Consider the following 21,377-nt stretch of genomic DNA (forward strand, 5'->3'; position numbering starts at 1 on the left):
TAACGTTCTTAAGGCTGTTTCGCCAAAACGGGCATCGTGCTCTGCGTTGCCGACAAAGCCTGCTTTCTCTGTTCTTCGGCTTTTTCCTTCTCGCCTGTTTCATCAAACACTTTGGCCAAAGCCAGCCGTGCCTGAACGCTGTCGCGTGCGGAAATGCCCGCTTCCAGATACCCGCGTGCTTTGCCCCACAATTGCTTGCTGTAGGCCAATTGGCCGAGATACACGAGCAGGTCGGCATCCTGCGGGCTGTTTTGCAGCCAGCCTTCGGCGGCATCGATGGCTTTACGCTGTTCTTTGTCGTCCAAATAAGCCACGCTTTGGGCAAAAGGCGGCAACAGTTCTGCCTGACGGTTTTGCGGATAATGCTTTTCTACCCACGAGGCGGCTGACGCATAAAGGCCGAGCTTTTCGTATTTTTCCGCTATCGCCGCACAAAGCGCGCCGGATTTTTGTTCCTCGGGAATACGCTTCAATGCGGCTTTCAGGCTGTCGGCATCCGTGGCCGACGCCAGCAGGCGGCGGTAGGCCCAATCGCGGTATTCGCCCGCTTCATGCGGATTGACGGCTTTTTGTTTTTGCAATTCGTCGGTTTTGTCCAACACTTCGGCCGCATCGCCGTGATCGAAGGCATAACGCAGTTGCAGCCGCAGCAGGCGGGTTAGCCGGGGATTGATTTTGGCGGCGGCAGCCAGGTTTACGGAAGCTTCGGGGTAGTCGCGGCGGTTCAGCGCGCCTTCGGCAAGCAGCAGGTAACGCGAAAGCTGGTTGGCCTGCGGTAGGGCAGAAATTTCGTCCAGGTAGCGGGCGCGCAGGGCTTCGTCGTTCATGTGGTCGGCGGCATGGGCGGCAATCATCAACGCCAAAGCGCGGCTCTCGCCGGCCTCTTTGTTTTTCAGCACTTTGGCCGCTTCCTGCTCGGCTTTTTGGTATTTGCCTTCGAAATAAGCCAAACCGGCGGCGTTCAGGTTGCTGCCGGCCTTGCGGCTTTTACGCGCGCTGCCGAAACGGCTCAAACGGGCGGGAATATTAAACAGTCCGCCCATCAGTTGAACCACGATATACAGCAGGACGACGAATAAAATCAGTGCCGGCACAAACAACATCAAGTCCAGCCGCGCCAGCGTGTTGCCGACGACGAAATACACGTTGCCGTTGAACAGTGTGGATGCGATTGACAAACCGACGGCGACGGCAAACAGGATGATAATCCACAACAGGCTTTTCATGCCGCACCGCCTTTCGCTTTGCCCGGCTCGGAAGCTTTATTTCCTGCGGGTTTGGCCGGCTTGGCGGCTTCGTTTGCCTTTGGTTCGGCGGGCTTCGCGGATTTAGCCGCTTCGGCGGGTTTGGCCGGCTCGGAAGCCGAATGCTCGGCAGGTTTGGCTGCTTTGTCAGCCTTGTTTTCCCCATCCTGCCCTTTGGCTTCGGAGGCCGCTTTTTCAGCAGGCGCGGAGGCCGCCTGTGCCGCAGGGGCGGTATCGGAAGCGGCTTTTTCGGTCGGCGCGGAAGCCGGAACTTCGGCAGGTACCACAGATTTCAGATCGGGCAGCCGGATGCTTTGCGTGCCGCGCACGGTATCCTGATAGTTGCGGACAGCGGCCAAGCTGGCTTTCAGGGATTCGTTCGATACCATCCTCATATCGAGCGATTTCAGTTCGGCCAGCTCTTTCAGCCACGCCTGAGTGGCCGGGGACTGGTTGTCGAAATATTGTTTCACCGTTGCTTCGGCGTTGTTCAAATCGCTCAGGAACACTTCGCCGTTGTGCTGCATCAGGGCGATGCGTGCGTCCAACAGGCGCAGGCGGAGGTTTTCGCGCACGAAGTAGGCTTGTTCGGGCGCCAGCAGCATGGCATCGCCGTTGTTCAGCTTGCGCACTTCAACTAGATTGCCCAGCCCGTGCAGGGTTTTGTTCCATGTACGCTGCCACCAGGAGGCGTTCGGGTCTTCCTGCGTGGTGACTTCGGCCTGTCCGGGCTGCAGGGTGCTTTCCAACACCAGCGGCATGCCGGCAACGGCATTTTCCAGACGGTCCAAACGCAAAGCCGTGCCGGAGATGTCCAGATACGGCTGGTTTTTCAAGGCCGCCAAATCACTGCTGACCGCCTGTTTGATCGGCAACAAGTCGGCCTGTTCGAAGCGGCTCAGACGGCTTTCGATATTTTCGAGCACGGTAACGGCCACCGGCACGTTGCCCGACAGCAGCAGCTGTTGGGCGGCCATGTTCAGCGTGGCTTCGGTTTCATCCACCAGCCAGTCGGCGCGGTTGCGCAACAGTTCCTGATAGGCGCGGTTGGCTGCTTCGATTTGTTCCTTATTGTCTCTTTGTCCGTCGGCAATCTGCTGCAACGCGGCGGCAAGCTCGCTTTGCCTGCGGCTGTTTTCTTTCAGGATTTGGGCGTTTTCGCTTTCGCCCACCGCGGCCTGGTCGATTTTTTGGTTGAAGGCTGTTTCCTGGTTTTTCAATACGTTCTGCCCTTGGACGAACAGGAAGCCGCCTGTACCCAAGGCCAACAGCGACAATACCAGTGCGCCGACGGCCAAACCTTTGCCGCCGGATTCGCGGATGATGACCGGCGCGGGAGCCTGTGGGGGCTCGGGCGTTTTTTCCGCTTCTGCACGCGGAGGGGGTGTTTTGCCGCCGGATGGGCTTTCAGACGGCCTGTCTTTCTGAAGGCCGTCTGAAACGGTGTTTTTCGGGTTTTCCATGTTTTCGCCGCCGTTGTTTACGGCCTGTTCGGTTTCTTGTCCGCTCATCGGTTTTGCTCCGCGTAACGATTTAAAATGTCAATGTCCAGCGCGGGAATCAGTTCTACCCGTGTCGCGCCGGCGGCACGGAGTGCCTCGGCCACGCGCTGATGGTGGGTGAAGTATAGCAAGGATTGCAGCTTTTGCGTGAACGACGGCGGTGCGGCGGCAAACAGCAGGCGCACGGATTCGGCCGAGGTAATCCACGCCGCATCGGGCGGTGCGGCGGCAAACTGCGTCCAATCGGGTTCGAGAGGCCGTCTGAAATACACTTCGGCGATTTGGACGTTGAAGCCGCGCAGGGTAAGCTGATGTGCGAGAAATTCGCGTCCGCCGTGGCCTCTAACAATCAATACGGCCGCACCCTTCGGCAGGGTTTGCCACAACGGCAGCCGCAAAACGGCTTCGCTGTCGTTGCCGTCGTCGGGGAACCAGACCGGGGTGCGGCTGTACGCCTGCAATGCGCGCGCGCTGCTGCCGCCGACGGCTATCTGCGGCGGGCTGCGGTCTGAAAATTCGAGGTGCGGCGCAGCCACGGCCACGGCCGAGGGGCTGACCCAAAACACTGCGGAGGCCGTCTGAAACTGCCCGGGCAGGCGGGCGAGTGCATCCGCGTCGGCTTCAATGGCAAACGGGCTAAATATGGTGCCCTGCCAGCCTGCGACGGTACAGGTTTGCCGGTCGGCGGCGGCTTGGGCGACGGGTCGGACTATCAGGAGGGTAGGCATGGTCGGACGGATAAAATGGGATTGGGTTGGCGGGAACGGATACAAGGTTTTCAGACAGCCTTCGTTTGGCTCTTGCCGCCTGCCGAAAACTGATACGGTTGCCATGTTTTACAAGGGCGGCAGTCTGTTTGCGCTCTGTTTATATATTGCTTTTTGTTTCTGCGATACGGGCTGGAATTTTCTGCTTTCCGTTATTTACATATACCGGCCGGCATTTGATATTTTCAGACGGCCTCCGAGGTTTAGAGGCCGTCTGAAAACGGCGGCAGGACAACCTTTTATTGCTGTTCCGCCAAAACGGCCGCTATCAGTTCTTCCGCACCGTCGTCGGCCAGGCGTTTGGCCACGGCGCGGCCGAGTGCGTCGGCATAGGCGGCCGGGGCTTGGGCGGAGGCTTCGATGATGACGGAGCCGTCGGGATGGCCGACCAGTCCGTTGAGGGTCAGAAGGCCGTCTTCCATCACGCAATAAGCCGCCAGCGGTACTTGGCAGCTCCCGCCCAGCGCGCGTGCAAGGGCGCGTTCGGCGGTAACGCAGGCGGCGGTTTCTTCGTGGTTCAGCGGACGCAGGATGTCGGCAAGGTCGGTGCGGCGTGCGGCGATTTCGATGCCCAATGCGCCCTGCCCTGCCGCGGGCAGGCTGTCGGCCGGCGAGAGGATTTCGCGGATGCGGCTGTCCAAGCCCAGGCGTTGCAGGCCGGCGGCGGCAAGGATGACGGCATCGTAATCGCCGTTATCGAGCTTGGACAGGCGGGTTTGGACGTTGCCGCGCAGGGGTTTGATGGTCAGGTGCGGAAACTTCGCCCGCAGTTGTGCTTCGCGGCGCAGGCTGGATGTGCCGACGATTACGCCTTCGGGCATGTCTTCCAAACGCGCATATTGATTGGATACGAACGCGTCAAACGGGCTGGCGCGTTCGCCGATTGCCGCCAGTGCGAACCCTTCCGGCAGTTCCATCGGCACGTCTTTGATGGAGTGGACGGCCAAATCGGCACGGCCGTCTTGCAGTGCCTGTTCGAGTTCTTTGATAAACAGGCCTTTGCCGCCGATTTTCGACAATGTGCGGTCGAGGATTTGGTCGCCGCGCGTCGTCATGCCCAGAATTTCCACTTCGCAGTCGGGATACAGGGCTTTCAGACGGCCTTTGATGTGTTCGGCCTGCCACATCGCCAGCATGCTTTCCCTGCTGGCGATAACCAGTTTTTTCGGTGTATTCATCGGTTTTCCTTAAATGGGATGTGCGGGCCGTCTGAAAACAAACGGACTTTTCAGACGGCCGAGAGGGGATGTTTCAGGCGGTTTCGACATACAGCGAGATTTTCGGCGTGTACAGCATGTCGAGGGTGGGCTGATTGATCAAATCGGACAGGGTAAATTTGTCGAGGTGCGCGAGAAACGCCCGTCCAGCATCGTTCAATATATTGCTGAGCCGGCAGCAGGAAGTCAGCAGGCAGTGGTTGTCCGCGCCCATGCATTCCACCAGTTTCATCGGTTCTATGTGGCGCACCACGTCGCCGATAACGATGCCTTCCGCCGAACGGCTCAAACGCAGGCCGCCGCCCTTGCCGCGCACGCTGTCTAAAAAACCGCCTTTTACCAAGGCGGTGGCCACTTTCATCAGGTGGCTTCTGGAAATACCGTAAACTTCGGCGATGGTCGCGATATTGACCAGTTCTTCGCTGTTGGCGGCCGCATAGGCCAAAACGCGTAGGGCATAGTCGGTTTGTTGAGTTAGGTACATATTGCAAGCGTGGTGTTAAAGTTTCATAATATCTGCAACATTATACACAAACGACACGCCACCACTAAGACAAAAAACCATGAAACGACACCCCATACTGGTCCCACTGTCGCATGAGCATCATCACACACTCGCCCTATGCGCCCGCATCCTGCGCCATCCCGAACTCAACCATTCGGCCGACATCAACGAACACTACGTCGGCCTGATGCCCCATTTCGAACACGAAGAGACCATGTTCGCCCCGTTGTGGCACGACTTGAACCGCGACGACCTGCGCGCCCGTTTTGAAAACGAACACGCCGTACTGCGCGCCATGCACGCCGCGCCGGAATATGACAATCCGTTATGGAACGTCGAGTTCGCCACCCTGCTGCGCGACCATGCACGCTTTGAAGAACGCGAGCTGTTTCCCGCCATCGAAAAACTGCTGCCGCCCGTCGGCTGAGTGCGGAAAATCTCTGAGAAACCGTTTCGGAGGTTTTCAGACGGCCTCAACACTTCCCGTACGGCCTTTACACATTTATTTTAAAACGGCAGACAGGCCGTCTGAAAAAGCGCATTTGTTTTTTCAGACGGCCTGTTTGTTTGGAACCGCAAGCCGGTTGCGGCCGGCATGTCGCACGAAATCCCCGCTTATTTTGCCTGCCGCCGCTGCGCCATGTTTTTTCCGATTGCGGCCAGTTTGTCGGCCGGAATGCTTTCCTTGCCCAAGTCGAACAAGCCTTCTTCCAAAGCCAGATGCACGGCATAGCCGTCCGTAAAGCGTTTGAACGCGGCCGCGTCCGGCCGGTAGTGTTCATCGGCGGCAATTTTTTCAAATTCCGCCGCCACCGCCGCCCAATTGTCGTGCAGCAATCCGTGCTGGCGCAGCAGTTCGTCCACATCGGCCTTTGCCTGCGGCGCGTATTGCAGCAGCAGCGGGAAATAGTCTTCCTCTTCGTCCTGATGGTGCAGCGGCGCGGCGACGTTGAAATATTGGCCGATCTGCCGCACGGCCTGCAACACGATGTCGTTGCGGCCGTGTTCGGCGATATAGCCGTCCAACATGCCGACCTGTTCGCAAAAACGGCGTACTTTGCCGTGGCAGGCGTACAGCATTTCTATCGGTTCGGCAAAGGTAACGCTACGCGTATCAAATAAATTCATTGTAGCCTCGTTTCGGAAGGCCGTCTGAAAAGTCATCAATCGGTTTCAGACGGCCTGCATGGTTTGTGTAAATCGGGCAGTATAGTGCCAAGCCTGCGGTGCAACAAGGCGTTGCAAACGGAAAAACGGCCTGCACGAGGCAGGCCGTCTGAAAAAACAATACGGCTTATTTCAACGTTACATTGCCCAGCATTTGGGAAGAGTGCGCCGGGAACGAGCAGTAAAACTCGTATTTTCCGCCGTCGGCAAATTTGCTGGTATCGATGGTTACGCTGGTCTCCTCGCCGCCGCCGATTAACGAAGTATGAGCCACTACGCGCGCATCGTCCGCTTTTACATAATTAGCATCCGCACCGGCTTTCGCTCCGTCGGCCAATACGGCTTTGGTGTCTTCGGCTTTGGAAATGACGATGTTGTGGCCCATGGCGGTTTTCGGCATTTTGCCGACGTGTTTCAGGGTTACTTTGAATTCTTTACAGTTGGTTTTGTCGATAACCAGCTCTTTGGTGTTGAAATTCATTGCGTCGTCGGATTCCACCACGGCTTCGCAAGCGTTGGCGGCAGGTGCTTTATCGGTTGCCGCAGCGGCAGACGCTTCCGTGGTTGCGGGGACGGCTTCGGAGGCAGGGGCTGCGGGGGCGTCGGCAGAAGCGGCGGCGGGGGTTGCGGACGCTGCAGGCGCGGCCGGTTTGCCTTGGTCGCCGCATGCGCTCAATGCCAAGGCTGCGGCGGAAATCAATGCCAAATATGCTTTCATATTTATCTCCTGAGATGTTGTGAATATGGGAAAAGCAAAACACATTCGTTGCAAAGCGGTCGTTTCACCCCTTGCCCGAATATGTGTTACCTATAAAAATTTACCATAAAACCAGTCTAAAAGATAATTATTTTTGTCGTTTATTGACCAAATTCCTCAAGGCGGCGGCCAGCTTCGGATGGTGTTGCAGCCTTTCCGCACTTTGACGGAAACTTTCCAAAGCGGCGGGACTGAGCTCCAATTTGTTGATTTTTTGGGGAGGCGGCGTTTTCGGCACGGTTTTGACCTTGATGTCGCGGATCAGGTCGGTATGCCTTTGCAAGCGCGGCAGCAGGCCGGGCGCAAGCATTCTGGCGCGGGACGCGGCCATGCCGTTGACCGCCAACAACACCAGGCAGCCTTCGCTGATGCAGGCCGTCTGAATATACGGGTGCAGGTTGGCCGGCAATTCTTGTTTGACCAGGCGGTCTATCTGCTGCCAGGCTTGCGCGCTTTGCAGCAGGAATTTCAGTTGTGCCGAGGCATCTGGATGGTCGCCCCGCCCGCTGCGTTTCCCTATTTTTTCCAAATCCATTTTTTCAGACGGCCTTTCGTATGTATAGTGGATTAAATTTAAATCAGGACAAGGCGACGAAGCCGCAGACAGTACAGATAGTACGGCAAGGCAAGGCAACGCCGTACTGGTTTAAAGTTAATCCACTATATTTATCCTACCCTGTCTTTTAACTCTGCACCCAGTTTCCGCAAGCGCCGCAATACCTCGTCCCATGCTTTGTCCAAATCGCGGCACGCCCCGCCTTCCGCTTTGATGCCGAACTCGATATGCGGTTTGACCGCCGTTCCGTCCGCATTTTGCCAGCCGACGCTGGGCAGGCTGTAAGAGCGCACACCCGGGTAGGTGCGTTCGACGTATTCCATAATCGGCGCGACGCGCGATTCGGGTTGTCCGAACACATACACGCTGCGGCTGCCGCGTTCGGTTTGGTTGAAGCGGTCGGCGTAATAAGTATCCAAAACCCATTCCGCCATCGGATGCGCCATCACGGGGAAGCCGGGGAAGAAATAATGTTCGCGGATGGAAAATCCGGCGATGTTGTTGAACGGGTTGGGCACAAGTTCCGCGCCTGCGGGAAAATCCGCCATTTTCAGGCGCTGGGCGTGTTCGGGGGCGTCAAGCGGTTCGCCGCGTTTAAGGGTAACGCCCTCGATGAACTTGGCAGCTTCGGGATGGCGGACGACGGGCAAATCCAAAGCGGCGGCGGCGGCTTGGCGGGTATGGTCGTCGGGCGTGGAGCCGATGCCGCCGGTAACGAAAGTCGGCAGGCCGTCTGAAAAGCTGCGGCGCAGTTGTTTGACCAACAAATCGGGTTCGTCGGGCAGGTATTGCACTTGATTGAGCTTCAGCCCGCGCGATTCCAGCAGGGATTTGAAAAAGGCGAAATGCTTGTCTTGGCGACTGCCGTGCAGAATTTCGTCGCCGATGATGATGAGGTTGAAAGCGTTCATAAATGGGGTTTCTTCTTGGAGGCCGTCTGAAAATCTTCAGACGGCCTCACGGCTGACAATATGCTCCATTTATAAGATAATGGAACCCGTTTTTCAAGTCTGAAGGAAGAATCCCCCATGAGCCACAACCACACCATCCTACAACACCTCCCCATCGGTCAAAAAGTCGGCATCGCCTTCTCCGGCGGTCTTGATACCTCCGCCGCCCTCCTGTGGATGAAACTCAAAGGCGCACTGCCTTATGCCTACACCGCCAACCTCGGCCAGCCCGACGAAGACGACTACAACGCCATCCCCAAAAAAGCGATGGAATACGGCGCAGAAAACGCCCGCTTAATCGATTGCCGCGCCCAGTTGGCACACGAAGGCATCGCCGCCATCCAATGTGGCGCGTTCCACGTTTCCACCGGCGGCATCGCCTACTTCAACACCACGCCTCTGGGCCGTGCCGTTACCGGCACTATGCTTGTTTCCGCCATGAAGGAAGACGACGTCAACATCTGGGGCGACGGTAGCACCTACAAAGGCAACGATATCGAGCGTTTCTACCGTTACGGCCTGCTCACCAATCCCGCGCTGAAAATCTACAAACCTTGGCTCGACCAACAATTTATCGACGAACTCGGCGGCCGCCACGAAATGAGCGAATTTCTGATTGCCAACGGCTTCAACTACAAAATGTCGGTTGAAAAAGCCTACTCCACCGATTCCAATATGCTCGGCGCAACGCATGAAGCCAAAGACTTGGAGTTCCTCAACAGCGGCATCAAAATCGTCAAACCCATTATGGGCGTTGCCTTCTGGGACGAAAACGTCGAAGTCAAACCCGAAGAAGTCAGTGTGCGCTTTGAAGAAGGCGTGCCGGTTGCATTGAACGGCAAAGAATACGCCGACCCCGTCGAACTCTTCCTCGAAGCCAACCGCATCGGCGGCCGCCACGGCTTGGGCATGAGCGACCAAATCGAAAACCGCATCATCGAAGCCAAATCGCGCGGCATCTACGAAGCTCCGGGCATGGCATTGTTCCACATCGCCTACGAACGCTTGGTAACCGGCATCCACAACGAAGATACCATCGAGCAATACCGCATCAACGGCTTACGCCTAGGCCGCCTGCTCTACCAAGGCCGCTGGTTTGACAGCCAAGCCCTCATGTTGCGCGAAACCGCCCAACGCTGGGTTGCCAAAGCCATCACCGGTGAAGTTACGCTGGAACTGCGCCGTGGCAACGACTACTCGATTCTGAACACCGAATCGCCCAACCTGACCTACCAACCCGAACGCCTGAGCATGGAAAAAGTCGAAGATGCCGCGTTCACCCCGCTCGACCGCATCGGCCAGCTCACCATGCGCAACCTCGACATTACCGACACCCGCGCCAAACTGGGTATCTACTCGCAAAGCGGTTTGTTGTCGCTGGGCAAAGGTTCGGTATTGCCGCAGTTGGGTAATGGCAATAAGGAATAATGTTGCAAACCATAGCTCGAACCAAGCCGGAATTTCGTTTTTCATTCCGGCTTGATTAGCGGCCGCTTATTTTGATGGCGGACGAACACAATCAGAGCAAAATAACTTCTTATTCAATCAAGAGGCTTAAATAATGAAAAACTACCACGCGCCCGACGAGAAGGGCTTTTTCGGCGAACACGGCGGACTTTATGTTGCCGAAACCCTGATTCCCGCCTTGCAAGAGCTGGCGGATGCCTATAAAGCAGCGAAAAACGCCCCGTCGTTTTGGGAAGAGTTCCACCGCGATTTGAAACACTACGTCGGCCGCCCCAGTCCCGTTTACCATGCCGCGCGATTGTCCGAGCATTTGGGCGGCGCGCAAATCTGGTTGAAGCGCGAGGACTTGAACCACACCGGCGCGCACAAGGTAAACAATACCATCGGTCAGGCATTGCTTGCCCGCCGCATGGGCAAAAAACGCGTCATCGCCGAAACCGGCGCGGGTCAGCACGGTGTGGCCTCCGCCACCGTCGCCGCCCGCTTCGGCATGACTTGCGACGTGTACATGGGCGCGGACGATATCCAGCGCCAAATGCCCAACGTGTTTCGCATGAAATTATTGGGCGCGAACGTGGTCAGCGTCGACAGCGGCAGCCGCACGCTGAAAGACGCGATGAACGAAGCCATGCGCGAATGGGTCGCCCGCGTGGACGACACGTTCTACATTATCGGCACCGCCGCCGGCCCCGCGCCGTATCCCGAAATGGTGCGCGATTTCCAATGCGTTATCGGCAACGAAGCCAAAGCGCAGATGCAGGAAGCCATCGGCAGACAGCCCGACGTCGCCGTTGCCTGCGTCGGCGGCGGCTCGAACGCCATCGGACTGTTCCACCCGTATATCGGCGAAGAAAACGTGCGCCTCGTCGGCGTGGAAGCCGGCGGTTTGGGTGTGGACACCCCCGACCACGCCGCGCCGATTACCAGCAAAGCCCCCATCGGCGTACTACACGGCTTCCGCAGCTACCTGATGCAGGACGAAAACGGTCAAGTTTTGGGTACGCACTCCGTTTCCGCAGGTCTCGACTACCCCGGCATCGGCCCGGAACACAGCCATTTGGCCGACATCGGCCGTGTGGAATACCATGCGGCGAACGACGATGCCGCGCTGGAAGCGTTTGATTTACTGTGTCGCTTTGAAGGCATCATCCCCGCGCTGGAATCCAGCCACGCCGTGGCCTGGGCAGTTGCCAACGCGCCGAAGATGGGCAAAGATCAAGTGATTCTGGTCAACCTGTCCGGCCGCGGCGATAAAGACATCAATACCGTGGCGAAGTTGAAAGGGATTGAGTTGTAAGGTTTCAGGTAGCCTTTGGGCTACCTGAAATTTCAGCTTCGCAGCAACGCGCAGAGCTCGTTTTAACTGCGTTGAAGCTTATGCTTTCAGGTAGCCTTTTCCTATCTTCTGCCAAACGCTCTAGCGCGGATGGCGCATGATGATGCTCAGGATACTTTCGTCTAGTTCTTTATCCGGCATATTCAAGCCCACCGGCTTCACTTTGCCGTTGAAATGGCCATAGCTGCCCAAGAGCGGCTGATCGAAATAGCAGCCGTTTTTGGTGATGTCGCAAGGCAGGGCGCAAACACTGTGTTTAAACAGATCGCATTGCGTGCCTCCGCTGCTGCGGCAGTTTTGGATAGCGGCATAGTCGGCATGCTGGGCATCTAGGCTGACGGAGGGGAAATGGGTGAGGCGGCCGTTTTTCTGCCCCACTGACATACCGAAACACATATTGCTAAACCGCTGCCACACACCGCATTGCTTGCCGGAAGCGCGTTTGCATTGGCGCAGGGCATCCGCTTTCGCGGCTTCTTCGGTGGGGTGGGCTGCGGATGGGTAGATAACTTCGGCGTTATTTTCATTCATAGCAATGGCGCGCCACACACGGGGCTTGGCCGGCGTGTTGGCTTTATTGGCTGCGCTACCGGCAGCTCCCGCACTATCAGCGGCTTGCGACCTGTTTTGCGGCTTGAGCTCTTCGCGGTATTCTTCGCAGCCGTATTCTTTCTCAACATTGCCAAAAGCGGTATCGCGCACTGAAAGGATGGTGCCGTCAGTGTTGGTTACCACGATGCGGTATTCGTAGCCGTTGTAATGGCGGTAGTTTTGGTAATACTGCACATTGCCGGATTGGCCTACATAGGCCTGACGGATTTCGTAGAGCTCGATGCGCCAGGCATAGAGGTTGCGCACTTCATTATTTTTCACGCAGTCTCGGCGTACGATATCGGGCATGCGATGGGCGCGCTCGGCGATAAAATCGCTGATGTCTTTGCCGCGCCAGCGCAGTGTGTCGGTCGGGCGGATGGTGGTGGCGCAGCCGGCCAGCAGTAAAACAGCCGCCCAAGGCAGCAACCGTTTCAGGGAAAAAGGTTTGGGGAACACGATATTCTCCGTTTTTGTTTTAAATTGGATGTTTTAGCACCGAACCATGCGGCACGGCGCGCATCATACGGCAAGGCAGACCGAAACCATAGCAAAAATTAAATAAATTTGCCAAAAATTAAAACTTGCACCAAGCGGTGTGAGGCCGTCTGAAAACTTAGAAAACAGGTTTTCAGACGGCCTCATCGCATCAAAATGCAGCACAGCTTGAAGAAGGATTTTGCCTTACGGCAAGCAACCATTATAATCTGCCGTGTTTGTGTAAAGAAAGTGTCATCATGCAATATTTGAAACAAGCGGTGGCGGGGGCGCAGATTTTATTTGTCGCTTTCGGCGCAATGGTTCTGGTACCGTTGCTGACGGGCTTGAACCCCGCCATGGCGCTTTTGGGTGCGGGCATCGGCACGCTGCTGTTCCAACTGCTTACCGGCCGCAAAGTGCCGATTTTTTTGGGTTCTTCGTTTGCCTTTATCGCACCGATTATTTACTCCATACAGGAATGGGGCATGGGCGGCACGATGTTCGGCCTGTTTGCGGCGGGTTTTATGTATTTCGTTTTTGCCGCACTGGTGAAATGGCGCGGCTTGGATGCGGTGCACAAGCTGCTGCCGCCGGTGGTTATCGGGCCGGTGATCATGGTTATCGGCCTGTCCGTGGCCGCCGTGGCCGGACAAATGGCGATGGGTCAGGCTGGCGGTGAGCAAAAATACGATTATGTACAATCGTTGATGCTGTCGGGCTTTACTTTTGCCGTTACCGTGGTGATTGCCGTATTCGGCAGCCGGATGATGAAACTGGTGCCGATTTTAATCGGCGTAACATCGGGTTATCTGCTGGCCTGGATGCTGGGTATGGTGGATACGGCAAATGTTGCGGCGGCCAAATGGTTTGCCGTACCCGAATTCCACAAGCCGGAAATCAATTGGCAGGCGGCGTTGTTTATGCTGCCGGTGGCGATTGCGCCCGCAATCGAGCATATTGGCGGTGTATTGGCCGTGGGCAAGGTAACGGGCGAAGACTACGCGGCCGACCCCGGCCTGCACAGGACGCTGGCGGGCGACGGTTTGGGCGTATGCGTGGCGGGCTTAATCGGCGGACCGCCGGTAACGACTTACGGAGAAGTTACCGGCGCGGTGATGCTGACGAAAAACAGCAATCCCGTCATCATGACTTGGGCTGCGGTATTCGCCATCTGCATGGCCTTTTTCGGCAAATTCAACGCCTTCCTCGGCTCGATTCCCCTACCTGTGATGGGCGGCGTGATGATTTTGCTGTTCGGCACGATTGCCTCGCTCGGCCTGAAAACGCTGATAGACGCACAAGTAGATTTGATGAAACCGAAAAACCTGGTGATTGTCAGCTCGGTTTTGACCACGGGCGTGGGCGGGATGCTGGTGAAGGTCGGCAACGTCAGCTTTGCGGGCGTGGGCCTGTGCGCGATTTTGGCCATTGTGCTGAATCTGGTACTGCCCGATGAAAAAGTAGTACGCTGAATCGCTTGAAACAGTATGAAGGCCGTCTGAAACGATTTTTCAGACGGCCTTTTTATTTTCACCCGCTTATATTACAGGTTCGGATTAACGATGATTTTGACGGCGGATTCGTTGTTGTGAATCAGACGCTCGAAGCCTTCGGAAACCAGCTCGTCCAGCTTGATGCGCTGGGTGATGAAAGGTTCGAGGTTGATTTTGCCTTCCTCCACCAGTTTGATGGTTTCGGCGTGGTCGTTGCAGTAGGCGATGGTGCCGCGCACGTCCAGCTCTTTCATTACGACGCTGTGGACGTTGATGGTGGCGGGGTGGCTCCAAATGGATACGATGACCAAGTTGGCAGCAGGTTTGCAGGCCTCTACCAAGGTATCCATAACTTTGTTCACGCTGGTGCATTCGAATGCCACGTCCACGCCTTCGCCGTTGGTCAGTTTTTTCACTTCTTCGACGACATCGACTTCGGACGGGTCGAGGATGTAGTCGGCAACGCCGGATTCGCGGGCTTTGTCTTTGCGCGCCTTGCTCAATTCGGTGATGATGACTTTGATGCCTTTGGCTTTCAACACGGCGGCAAGCAGCAAACCGATCGGACCTGCACCGCCGACCAATGCGACGTCGCCTGCTTTCGCGCCGCTGCGGACATAAGCGTGATGGCCGACGGACAGGGGTTCAATCAAAGCGGCTTGGTCTAACGGGATTTTGTCGGAAATCGGATGCACCCAGCGGCGTTTGACGGCGATTTTTTCGGACAAGCCGCCGCCGCAACCGCCCAAGCCGATGAAGTTCATGTCTTTGGAGAGGTGGTAGTTGCTGCCTTCGCCAGTCGGTACGTCATCGCGGATGATGTAGGGTTCGACCACGACGTGTTGCCCGACTTTGATGTCGTCCACGCCTTCGCCGACGGCATAAACCACGCCGGAGAACTCGTGTCCCATCGTTACGGGCGCGGACTCGCCGGAAATCGGATGCGGATGGCCGCAGGGCGGGATGAAAATCGGACCTTCCATGAATTCGTGCAGGTCGGTGCCGCAGATGCCGCACCAGGCGACGTTGATGCCGACGGTGCCGGGGGCAACGGTCGGTTCGGGGATGTCTTCGATGCGGATGTCGCCTTTATCGTAAAAACGTGCTGCTTTCATACTGAACTCCTTAATTCGAGGGGAAGGGATATGGGGACATGCTTTCGTGAATGCTTTAAAAACATAACGTCCCCATGAGAATTCTACTCTTCCTGTGTATATCACACATCCAAATTTCCGCTACAAAACGGCTCTATCTGACCCACATCAAAAGTCTCTGCACAGGCAGGCCTCAAGGTTCTGCCAACAGGCGCAATACATCTTCCTTCCACTCTTTGGGAACGTCTGGCAGATGCCGCCGCAACACATCTAAAGGGCAATCGCAATAATCACTCAGCAACTGCATGATATCCACCCTAACTTCCGACGAGGGTTCGGTTAGAAAACATTGCTGCAATAAAATAAAAATCCCATCCGAATCAGGATGCAGGCAGCCGTAATAAGGATCGAGATAATAATCCAGACAAAACAGCAAAGAACGCTTGCTTTCTTCGCTGCCTTCCAGCAAAACGGCCGCCACCGCCGAGATGCCGGCTTCCACGATATCCCTCTGTTCTTGGCCGTAAACGATGAAATCCTTTTTCATGGCATGATACTTTCCGTCTTCCTTTAATTTCCGTTTCAGATAGGAACCATCAACGGGTATCGCAAAAAATCCGTCTGCCCAGCATATATAGTGGATTAACTTTAAACCAGTACGGTGTTGCCTCGCCTTGCCGTACTATCTGTACTGTCTGCGGCTTCGTCGCCTTGTCCTGATTTAAATTTAATCCACTATAACGGTACGGCGGCGGATTCATGACGCTATTCCGCCTCTTTCAACAATAAAGGCCGTCTGAAAACCGAAAAAATGTTTTCAGACGGCCTTTTCTTTATGGCTCAATCAGTCATCAGTCGCCCATCGCCATCAGGCTGGCGTTGCCGCCTGCGGCCGTGGTGTTGATGCTGCATGAGATTTCTTCAAACACCTGCAGGATGTCCAAACCGTTTTCAGACGGCAGGATGCGGATCAGCGCGCCGCCGCTTTCGGCCAGTGCCTGTTTGAGTTCGGCAGGCAGCGGTTCGAGTGCGGCAACATGGCTGATGGCCGAAGATGCCGGTGTAGCAGATACTTCCAGTAGGCCGTCCAATTGGCCGGAATAAGCAGCCAGAGGATGTTGGTCGGACACGACGGCGGTGATGCCGGACGCGGCCAGTTGCGCCAACGCGTTGAAGGATGCGGCCAAGTCGCCGCCGTACAGCCAAACGCGTTTCGGTGCGCGCCAGCTTGCGGCGTTGCGTTCGCCGGTTGGTCCGGGCAAAACGGCTTCGGCGTTGCGCAGAGTGCGGAAACGCGCTTGTCCCAATGCGGCTGCGGCGGCAAGTTTTTCCTGCTGATTCAGCGGCAGGGCATGCAGGACGGCTTCAATCCGTTTCAGGGCTGTTTCGTCCGCCTCGCCGATTTTGGTCAGCTCAGGCTGTACCCAGCCGTTCAGACGGCATAAGCGTTGCAGGTAGAAGGGGCCGCCTGCTTTGGGGCCGGTGCCGGACAGGCCGTGGCCGCCGAACGGCTGTACGCCCACAACCGCGCCGACAATGTTGCGATTCACATATACGTTGCCCGCTTCGATGCGGTTGCAGATGTGGTTTACGGTTTCATCGATACGGCTGTGGATACCGTGGGTCAGGGCATAGCCTTTACCGTTGATTTGGTCGAGCAGGCTGTCGAGTTCGCCGGCACGGTAGCGGACAACGTGCAGCACGGGGCCGAACACTTCGCGTTTCAGTTCGGACAAGTCGTTCAGTTCGAACAAAATCGGGCGGACAAAGGTGGCGTTTTGCGGATCAACGTCGGCAACCAGTTTGACTTCATGGAAGGACTTGGCGGCAGACTTCATTTTTTCGATGTGCGCGAGCAGGTTTTGCTGTGCTTCGGCATCAATAACGGGGCCGATATCGGTGGTAAGCTGTACGGGTTTGCCGACGACGAGTTCGTCCATCGCGCCTTTGATGATGTTGATCATGCGGTCGGCCACGTCTTCCTGCACGCACAGGATGCGCAGGGCGGAACAGCGTTGTCCCGCGCTGTCGAAGGCGGAGTTGAGCACGTCCAGGCAGACTTGCTCGGGCAGCGCGGTGCTGTCCACTATCATAGCGTTTTGGCCGCCGGTTTCGGCAATCAGCACAGGATTGTCGCTGCGTTTGGCCAGGGTTTGGTTGATCAGGCGTGCAACTTCGGTCGAACCGGTAAAAATCACGCCGCCGATGCGCTCGTCTTGCGTGAGTGCCGCGCCGACGTCGCCCGCACCCAAAACGAGTTGCAGGGCTTCGGCGGGAATGCCGGCTTCGTGCATGAGTTTGACGGCATAATGGGCAATCAGGCCGGTTTGTTCGGCCGGTTTGGCCACGACGGTGTTGCCTGCGGCCAGCGCGGCCACGACTTCACCGGTAAAGATGGCCAACGGGAAGTTCCACGGGCTGATGGCGACGATTGTGCCGACGCTGCGGCTGTCCGCCGGCAGGGTTTGCTCGGCCTGATCGGCGTAGTAGCGGCAGAAATCGACGGCTTCGCGCACTTCGGCGATGGCATTGTTCAGGGTTTTGCCCGCTTCGCGTACGGCCAGCATCATCAGTTGCGGCATGTGTTCTTCAAGCAGGTCGGCAAAACGGCGCAGGGCGGCGGCGCGTTCGGCAGCCGGTGTCGCCTGCCAAGCGGTTTGTGCGGCCACGGCGGCTGCGACGGCTTCCTGTGCCAAGGCGGCATCGGCAAAGCTGACCGTACCTACGACATCGTTGTGGTCGGCCGGATTTTTCACCTGTTGTTCATCCTGTGCGGCGCGTGCTTTGCCATTGATGATGGATGCGGCGCGGTAGGATTGCGCGGCCGATTCGTTGAGTTTTTCTTGCAGTTGTTGCAAAACGTTTTCGTTGCTCAGGTCGATGCCTTTGGAATTCAGACGGCCTTCACCGTATAAGTTGCGCGGCAGCGGCAATGCGGGATGCAGGTGTATGCCTTGCTCGGCGATGGTTTCGAACGGGCTGCGGATAAGTGTGTCGATGCTGATGTTTTCATCGACAATCTGATTGACGAACGATGTGTTCGCGCCGTTTTCCAACAGGCGGCGCACCAGATAGGCGAGCAGCGTTTCGTGCGTGCCGACAGGGGCGTACACGCGCACGCGGCGGCCGAGGTTTTGCGGGCCGACCACTTGGTCGTACAGCGTTTCGCCCATACCGTGCAGACATTGGTGTTCGAAGTTTTTGCCTTTGCCCATCTGGTAAATCGCGGCCAGCGTGTAGGCGTTGTGGGTGGCAAATTGCGGGAACACGGCATCTTGCGCGTCAAGCAGTTTGCGCGCGCAGGCCAGATAGGAAATATCGGTGTGGACTTTGCGGGTGTAGAGCGGGTATCCGTCCATGCCGTCCACTTGCGCCCATTTGATTTCGCTGTCCCAATACGCGCCTTTTACCAGCCTAATCATCAGTTTCTGATTGTTGCGGCGGGCAAGGTCAATTAAATAGTCGATAACGAAGGGGCAGCGTTTCTGATAGGCCTGAACCACAAAGCCGATGCCGTGGTATCCGGCCAAGTCGGGATCGGAGACCAATGCTTCCATCAGGTCGAGCGAAAGTTCCAAACGGTTGGCTTCTTCCGCATCAATGTTGATACCGATGTCGTATTGTTTGCCCAGCAGGAAGAGTTCTTTCAGGCGCGGTAGCAGTTCGCTCATCACACGGCCGTGTTGGGCGCGCGAATAACGCGGGTGGATGGCGGAAAGTTTGACGGAAATGCCGTTGCCTTCGTATATGCCTTTTCCGGCCGCATCTTTGCCGATGGCGTGGATGGCCTGAACGTAGTCGTTGTAATAGCGGTCGGCATCTTCTTGGGTGTATGCCGCTTCACCCAGCATATCGAAAGAATAGAGATAACCCATTTTTTCGCGCTCTTTGCCGTTTTGTAGGGCTTCTTCGATGGTTTGCCCGGTAACGAACTGCTTGCCCAGCAGGCGCATGGCGTAATTCACGCCTTGGCGGATAAGCGGTGCGCCACCTTTGCCCAGCAGGCGGGTCAAGGCCGCGCCCAAAGTGTCGTCATTGTTCGGGGTAGTGAGCTTGCCGGTAATCAGCAAGCCCCATGCGGCGGCATTGACGAACAGGGACGGACTGTTGTTCAAGTGGCTGCGCCAGTTGCCTTCGGACAGTTTGTCTTGAATAAGTTTGTTGCGGGTTTCAGCATCGGGAATACGCAGCAGGGCTTCGGCCAGACACATCAGTGCCACGCCCTCTTCGCTCGACAGGGAGAATTCGTGCATCAGCGCATCCACGCCGCTGGCTTTGGTGCGGTTGGCACGCACTTGGGTAACGAGGCGGCGCGCCAGTTCGTCAGCGTTTTTACGTTCTTCGTCGCTCATTTGGGCACGTTGCAGCATATCCTGCACGGCCTCGATTTCGTCGCGGCGGTAGGCATCGGTAACAGCTTGGCGCAATGGGGTTTGGTTGGGAAAGGCAAAATCGAACATTTCAGGTTCTCCAAAAGGTTTCGGTAGCGTTTTCAGACGGCCTTTCCTACACAGCGGAAGGCCGTCTGAAATTTATAATATCGTAATAAATTTAACGGTTAGAAACAAGGGGCTTACTTTGAGTTATGACAATATTCCTGTCATAAAATGTTTCAGACGGCCTGCAGATATAGGCCGTCTGAAAAGGGACTACTTCGCCGCACGGTAATCCGCATCGGCTTTTTCAAAGCGTTCTTGGATTTCTTTCGACGGCTCTTTGTCGGTAAGTGAAACGACAATAGCGACAACCAAGCAGGCAATAAAGCCGGGAACAATTTCATACATGGTTAAAAGACCGGTTTCATGTGCTGCCAAAGCAGGTTTTTTAACCCACTCGGCCCATGCCACCACAGTCAGCGCACCGGCAATCATGCCGGACAAGGCACCGTATGCCGTGATGCGTTTCCACACTACCGACAATATCACCACCGGCCCGAAAGCCGCGCCGAATCCCGCCCATGCGAATTCGACCAGCTTCAACACTTTGCTGTTCGGATCGGACGCAATCAGAATCGAGATGATGGCAATCGCCAACACCATCAGACGACCCACCCACACCAGCTCTTTTTGCGGCGCATTTTTACGCAAAAAGCCTTTGTAGAAGTCTTCGGTAATCGCGCTGGAGCAAACCAAAAGCTGGCAAGACAAAGTGGACATGACCGCCGCCAAAATCGCGCTCAAAATAATGCCTGCAATCCAAGGGTTGAACAACAGGGTGGACAAGGCGATGAAAATGCGTTCGTGGTTGCCCTTCATTGAAGCGACTTGGTCGGGGTTTGCACCAAAATACGCAATGCCGAAATAACCTACGGCCACCGCACCTGCCAAACACAAAATCATCCAAGTCATACCGATACGGCGTGCGGACACCAGCGATTTCGCGCTTTCAGCCGCCATAAAGCGCGCCAAAATGTGCGGTTGGCCGAAATAGCCCAAGCCCCATGCGGCAGTGGAAATAATGCCGATAACGGTTGTCCCCGCAAACAGACTGCCGTATTCCTTGCCTGTACCTGCGGCAACGCTCTGAATCGCGGCAGACATCTGATCCGCACCGCCCAGACCCAGATACACCATTACAGGAGTCAAAATCAGCGCAAAAATCATCAAAGAAGCTTGCAGCGTATCCGTCCAGCTGACCGCCAAGAAACCGCCCAAGAAAGTATAGGCAATGGTCGCACCCGCACCCAGCCACATGGCTTGGGTGTAAGTCATGCCTTCAAACAGGCTTTGGAACAGAGTTGCGCCGGCCACAATGCCGGAAGCACAATAAATTGTGAAGAAAAACAAGATAATAATTGCAGACACCACTTTCATCAAATGGCCGCCTGCACCAAAACGGTGGAAGAAATAATCCGGCAACGTCAGCGCATTGTTGGCATATTCGGTATGCACGCGCAAACGGCCTGCCACCAAAAGCCAGTTGAAATAGGCACCGATGACCAAACCGATGGCAATCCAAGCCTCATTCAGACCGCTCAAATAAATCGCGCCGGGCAAGCCCATCAAGAGCCAGCCCGACATATCGGAAGCACCGGCAGACATGGCCGTTACAAACGGGCCCAAGCTGCGGCCGCCCAAAATATAGTCGTCGAAATTTCGGGTTGAGAAATACGCGGCCAAGCCGATTAGCAAAACCGCCACCAGATAAATGGCGAAGGTGATATACATGGGATTCATAAGTTCTACTCTTTCTTTAAGGTTTTTCTTTTAACATCGTCTTATTTGACGGGCAGCTGCCCATCGGTATTGCGA

At 56.2% G+C, this 21,377-nt stretch carries 18 protein-coding genes and 2 pseudogenes; 5 read left to right on the top strand and 15 right to left on the bottom strand.

Annotated features, from left to right (window positions below; translation table 11 throughout):
- Positions 1-8: 8 nt before the first annotated feature.
- From BM261_RS06105 to BM261_RS06125, 5 genes are all read right to left on the bottom strand, one after another.
- On the bottom strand, positions 9-1,226 hold the full coding sequence (locus tag BM261_RS06105; protein WP_074896367.1) for a heme biosynthesis HemY N-terminal domain-containing protein: 1,218 nt from the start codon (positions 1,224-1,226) through the stop codon (positions 9-11).
- Positions 1,223-2,707 carry a uroporphyrinogen-III C-methyltransferase gene (locus BM261_RS06110; protein WP_083426663.1) on the bottom strand — a complete coding sequence of 495 codons (1,485 nt, stop codon included), beginning with the start codon at positions 2,705-2,707 and terminating at the stop codon, positions 1,223-1,225. Before BM261_RS06110 ends, BM261_RS06105 begins: the two co-directional genes overlap by 4 nt.
- Positions 2,708-2,751: 44 nt before the next feature.
- Positions 2,752-3,579, bottom strand: a complete 828-nt coding sequence (locus BM261_RS06115) for a uroporphyrinogen-III synthase (RefSeq protein ID WP_240317915.1) — start codon at positions 3,577-3,579, stop codon at positions 2,752-2,754.
- A gap of 173 nt (positions 3,580-3,752) precedes the next feature.
- Positions 3,753-4,691: a hydroxymethylbilane synthase gene (gene hemC / locus BM261_RS06120; protein ID WP_074896372.1), complete on the bottom strand. Its 939-nt coding sequence runs from the start codon at positions 4,689-4,691 to the stop codon at positions 3,753-3,755.
- A 73-nt stretch (positions 4,692-4,764) separates the two neighbouring features.
- A complete protein-coding gene (locus tag BM261_RS06125) occupies positions 4,765-5,214 on the bottom strand; it encodes an Rrf2 family transcriptional regulator (protein WP_049248246.1) in 450 nt (149 codons plus the stop codon).
- Positions 5,215-5,293: 79 nt separating this feature from the next.
- Between BM261_RS06125 and BM261_RS06130 the strand changes: the two genes are divergently transcribed.
- The gene (locus tag BM261_RS06130) at positions 5,294-5,662 is read left to right on the top strand and encodes a hemerythrin domain-containing protein (RefSeq protein WP_074896374.1); all 369 of its coding nucleotides are present in this window, start codon (positions 5,294-5,296) and stop codon (positions 5,660-5,662) included.
- 188 nt (positions 5,663-5,850) lie between these two features.
- Here BM261_RS06130 and BM261_RS06135 read toward each other — a convergent pair whose 3' ends face one another.
- The 3 genes from BM261_RS06135 to BM261_RS06145 all read right to left on the bottom strand — a co-directional run bounded on the left by BM261_RS06135 (position 5,851) and on the right by BM261_RS06145 (position 7,694).
- Positions 5,851-6,363, bottom strand: coding sequence for a hemerythrin domain-containing protein (locus BM261_RS06135; protein ID WP_074896376.1), 513 nt, complete (start codon positions 6,361-6,363; stop codon positions 5,851-5,853).
- Positions 6,364-6,529: 166 nt separating this feature from the next.
- Complete coding sequence (gene azu / locus BM261_RS06140) at positions 6,530-7,120, bottom strand: azurin (RefSeq protein WP_074896379.1); 591 nt, start codon at positions 7,118-7,120, stop codon at positions 6,530-6,532.
- Positions 7,121-7,247: 127 nt separating this feature from the next.
- Complete coding sequence (locus tag BM261_RS06145) at positions 7,248-7,694, bottom strand: DciA family protein (protein ID WP_074896382.1); 447 nt, start codon at positions 7,692-7,694, stop codon at positions 7,248-7,250.
- 23 nt (positions 7,695-7,717) lie between these two features.
- Here BM261_RS06145 and BM261_RS12405 point away from each other — a divergent pair.
- Positions 7,718-7,828, top strand: a pseudogene (locus tag BM261_RS12405) (IS5/IS1182 family transposase); the annotation flags it as partial.
- Here the strand turns inward: BM261_RS12405 and BM261_RS06150 are convergent.
- Positions 7,826-8,626 carry a competence/damage-inducible protein A gene (locus tag BM261_RS06150; RefSeq protein ID WP_074896384.1) on the bottom strand — a complete coding sequence of 267 codons (801 nt, stop codon included), beginning with the start codon at positions 8,624-8,626 and terminating at the stop codon, positions 7,826-7,828. The pseudogene BM261_RS12405 and the gene BM261_RS06150 sit on opposite strands and share 3 nt — an antisense overlap.
- 117 nt (positions 8,627-8,743) lie before the next feature.
- Here BM261_RS06150 and argG point away from each other — a divergent pair, with 117 nt between their 5' ends.
- Positions 8,744-10,093 (top strand): argininosuccinate synthase, encoded by a 1,350-nt coding sequence (argG, locus tag BM261_RS06155; protein ID WP_074896387.1) that lies wholly within the window; start codon positions 8,744-8,746, stop codon positions 10,091-10,093.
- 133 nt (positions 10,094-10,226) lie between these two features.
- Positions 10,227-11,429: a tryptophan synthase subunit beta gene (gene trpB / locus BM261_RS06160; RefSeq protein WP_074896389.1), complete on the top strand. Its 1,203-nt coding sequence runs from the start codon at positions 10,227-10,229 to the stop codon at positions 11,427-11,429.
- 120 nt (positions 11,430-11,549) lie between these two features.
- On the opposite strand, the gene BM261_RS06165 is transcribed toward trpB, so the two are convergent.
- On the bottom strand, positions 11,550-12,518 hold the full coding sequence (locus tag BM261_RS06165) for a DUF4189 domain-containing protein (protein WP_074896391.1): 969 nt from the start codon (positions 12,516-12,518) through the stop codon (positions 11,550-11,552).
- 278 nt (positions 12,519-12,796) lie between these two features.
- Here BM261_RS06165 and BM261_RS06170 point away from each other — a divergent pair, with 278 nt between their 5' ends.
- Positions 12,797-14,011 carry a uracil-xanthine permease family protein gene (locus BM261_RS06170; protein ID WP_074896394.1) on the top strand — a complete coding sequence of 405 codons (1,215 nt, stop codon included), beginning with the start codon at positions 12,797-12,799 and terminating at the stop codon, positions 14,009-14,011.
- Positions 14,012-14,082: 71 nt separating this feature from the next.
- Here BM261_RS06170 and BM261_RS06175 read toward each other — a convergent pair whose 3' ends face one another.
- The 5 genes and pseudogenes from BM261_RS06175 to putP all read right to left on the bottom strand — a co-directional run bounded on the left by BM261_RS06175 (position 14,083) and on the right by putP (position 21,302).
- Positions 14,083-15,147: a 2,3-butanediol dehydrogenase gene (locus BM261_RS06175; protein ID WP_074896397.1), complete on the bottom strand. Its 1,065-nt coding sequence runs from the start codon at positions 15,145-15,147 to the stop codon at positions 14,083-14,085.
- Positions 15,148-15,319: 172 nt separating this feature from the next.
- Entirely contained in the window at positions 15,320-15,673 is a 354-nt protein-coding gene (locus BM261_RS06180; RefSeq protein ID WP_074896398.1) for a hypothetical protein, read from the bottom strand.
- A gap of 79 nt (positions 15,674-15,752) precedes the next feature.
- Positions 15,753-15,869, bottom strand: a pseudogene (locus BM261_RS12410) (IS5/IS1182 family transposase); the annotation flags it as partial.
- 108 nt (positions 15,870-15,977) lie between these two features.
- Positions 15,978-19,586 carry a bifunctional proline dehydrogenase/L-glutamate gamma-semialdehyde dehydrogenase PutA gene (gene putA / locus BM261_RS06185; RefSeq protein WP_074896400.1) on the bottom strand — a complete coding sequence of 1,203 codons (3,609 nt, stop codon included), beginning with the start codon at positions 19,584-19,586 and terminating at the stop codon, positions 15,978-15,980.
- Positions 19,587-19,775: 189 nt separating this feature from the next.
- Positions 19,776-21,302, bottom strand: coding sequence for a sodium/proline symporter PutP (putP, locus tag BM261_RS06190; protein ID WP_074896402.1), 1,527 nt, complete (start codon positions 21,300-21,302; stop codon positions 19,776-19,778).
- Positions 21,303-21,377: the final 75 nt, after the last annotated feature.

It is taken from the genome of Neisseria elongata subsp. elongata (assembly GCF_900113545.1).
GTDB lineage: Bacteria > Pseudomonadota > Gammaproteobacteria > Burkholderiales > Neisseriaceae > Neisseria > Neisseria elongata.

Bases quoted from the DNA above. Each gene is read 5' to 3' on its own strand.
- BM261_RS06105 (WP_074896367.1), bottom strand. From the start codon at position 1,226: ATGAAAAGCCTGTTGTGGATTATCATCCTGTTTGCCGTCGCCGTCGGT.
- BM261_RS06110 (WP_083426663.1), bottom strand. From the start codon at position 2,707: ATGGAAAACCCGAAAAACACCGTTTCAGACGGCCTTCAGAAAGACAGG.
- BM261_RS06115 (WP_240317915.1), bottom strand. From the start codon at position 3,579: ATGGCAACCGTATCAGTTTTCGGCAGGCGGCAAGAGCCAAACGAAGGC.
- hemC (WP_074896372.1), bottom strand. From the start codon at position 4,691: ATGAATACACCGAAAAAACTGGTTATCGCCAGCAGGGAAAGCATGCTG.
- BM261_RS06125 (WP_049248246.1), bottom strand. From the start codon at position 5,214: ATGTACCTAACTCAACAAACCGACTATGCCCTACGCGTTTTGGCCTAT.
- BM261_RS06130 (WP_074896374.1), top strand. From the start codon at position 5,294: ATGAAACGACACCCCATACTGGTCCCACTGTCGCATGAGCATCATCAC.
- BM261_RS06135 (WP_074896376.1), bottom strand. From the start codon at position 6,363: ATGAATTTATTTGATACGCGTAGCGTTACCTTTGCCGAACCGATAGAA.
- azu (WP_074896379.1), bottom strand. From the start codon at position 7,120: ATGAAAGCATATTTGGCATTGATTTCCGCCGCAGCCTTGGCATTGAGC.
- BM261_RS06145 (WP_074896382.1), bottom strand. From the start codon at position 7,694: ATGGATTTGGAAAAAATAGGGAAACGCAGCGGGCGGGGCGACCATCCA.
- BM261_RS06150 (WP_074896384.1), bottom strand. From the start codon at position 8,626: ATGAACGCTTTCAACCTCATCATCATCGGCGACGAAATTCTGCACGGC.
- argG (WP_074896387.1), top strand. From the start codon at position 8,744: ATGAGCCACAACCACACCATCCTACAACACCTCCCCATCGGTCAAAAA.
- trpB (WP_074896389.1), top strand. From the start codon at position 10,227: ATGAAAAACTACCACGCGCCCGACGAGAAGGGCTTTTTCGGCGAACAC.
- BM261_RS06170 (WP_074896394.1), top strand. From the start codon at position 12,797: ATGCAATATTTGAAACAAGCGGTGGCGGGGGCGCAGATTTTATTTGTC.
- BM261_RS06175 (WP_074896397.1), bottom strand. From the start codon at position 15,147: ATGAAAGCAGCACGTTTTTACGATAAAGGCGACATCCGCATCGAAGAC.
- BM261_RS06180 (WP_074896398.1), bottom strand. From the start codon at position 15,673: ATGAAAAAGGATTTCATCGTTTACGGCCAAGAACAGAGGGATATCGTG.
- putA (WP_074896400.1), bottom strand. From the start codon at position 19,586: ATGTTCGATTTTGCCTTTCCCAACCAAACCCCATTGCGCCAAGCTGTT.
- putP (WP_074896402.1), bottom strand. From the start codon at position 21,302: ATGAATCCCATGTATATCACCTTCGCCATTTATCTGGTGGCGGTTTTG.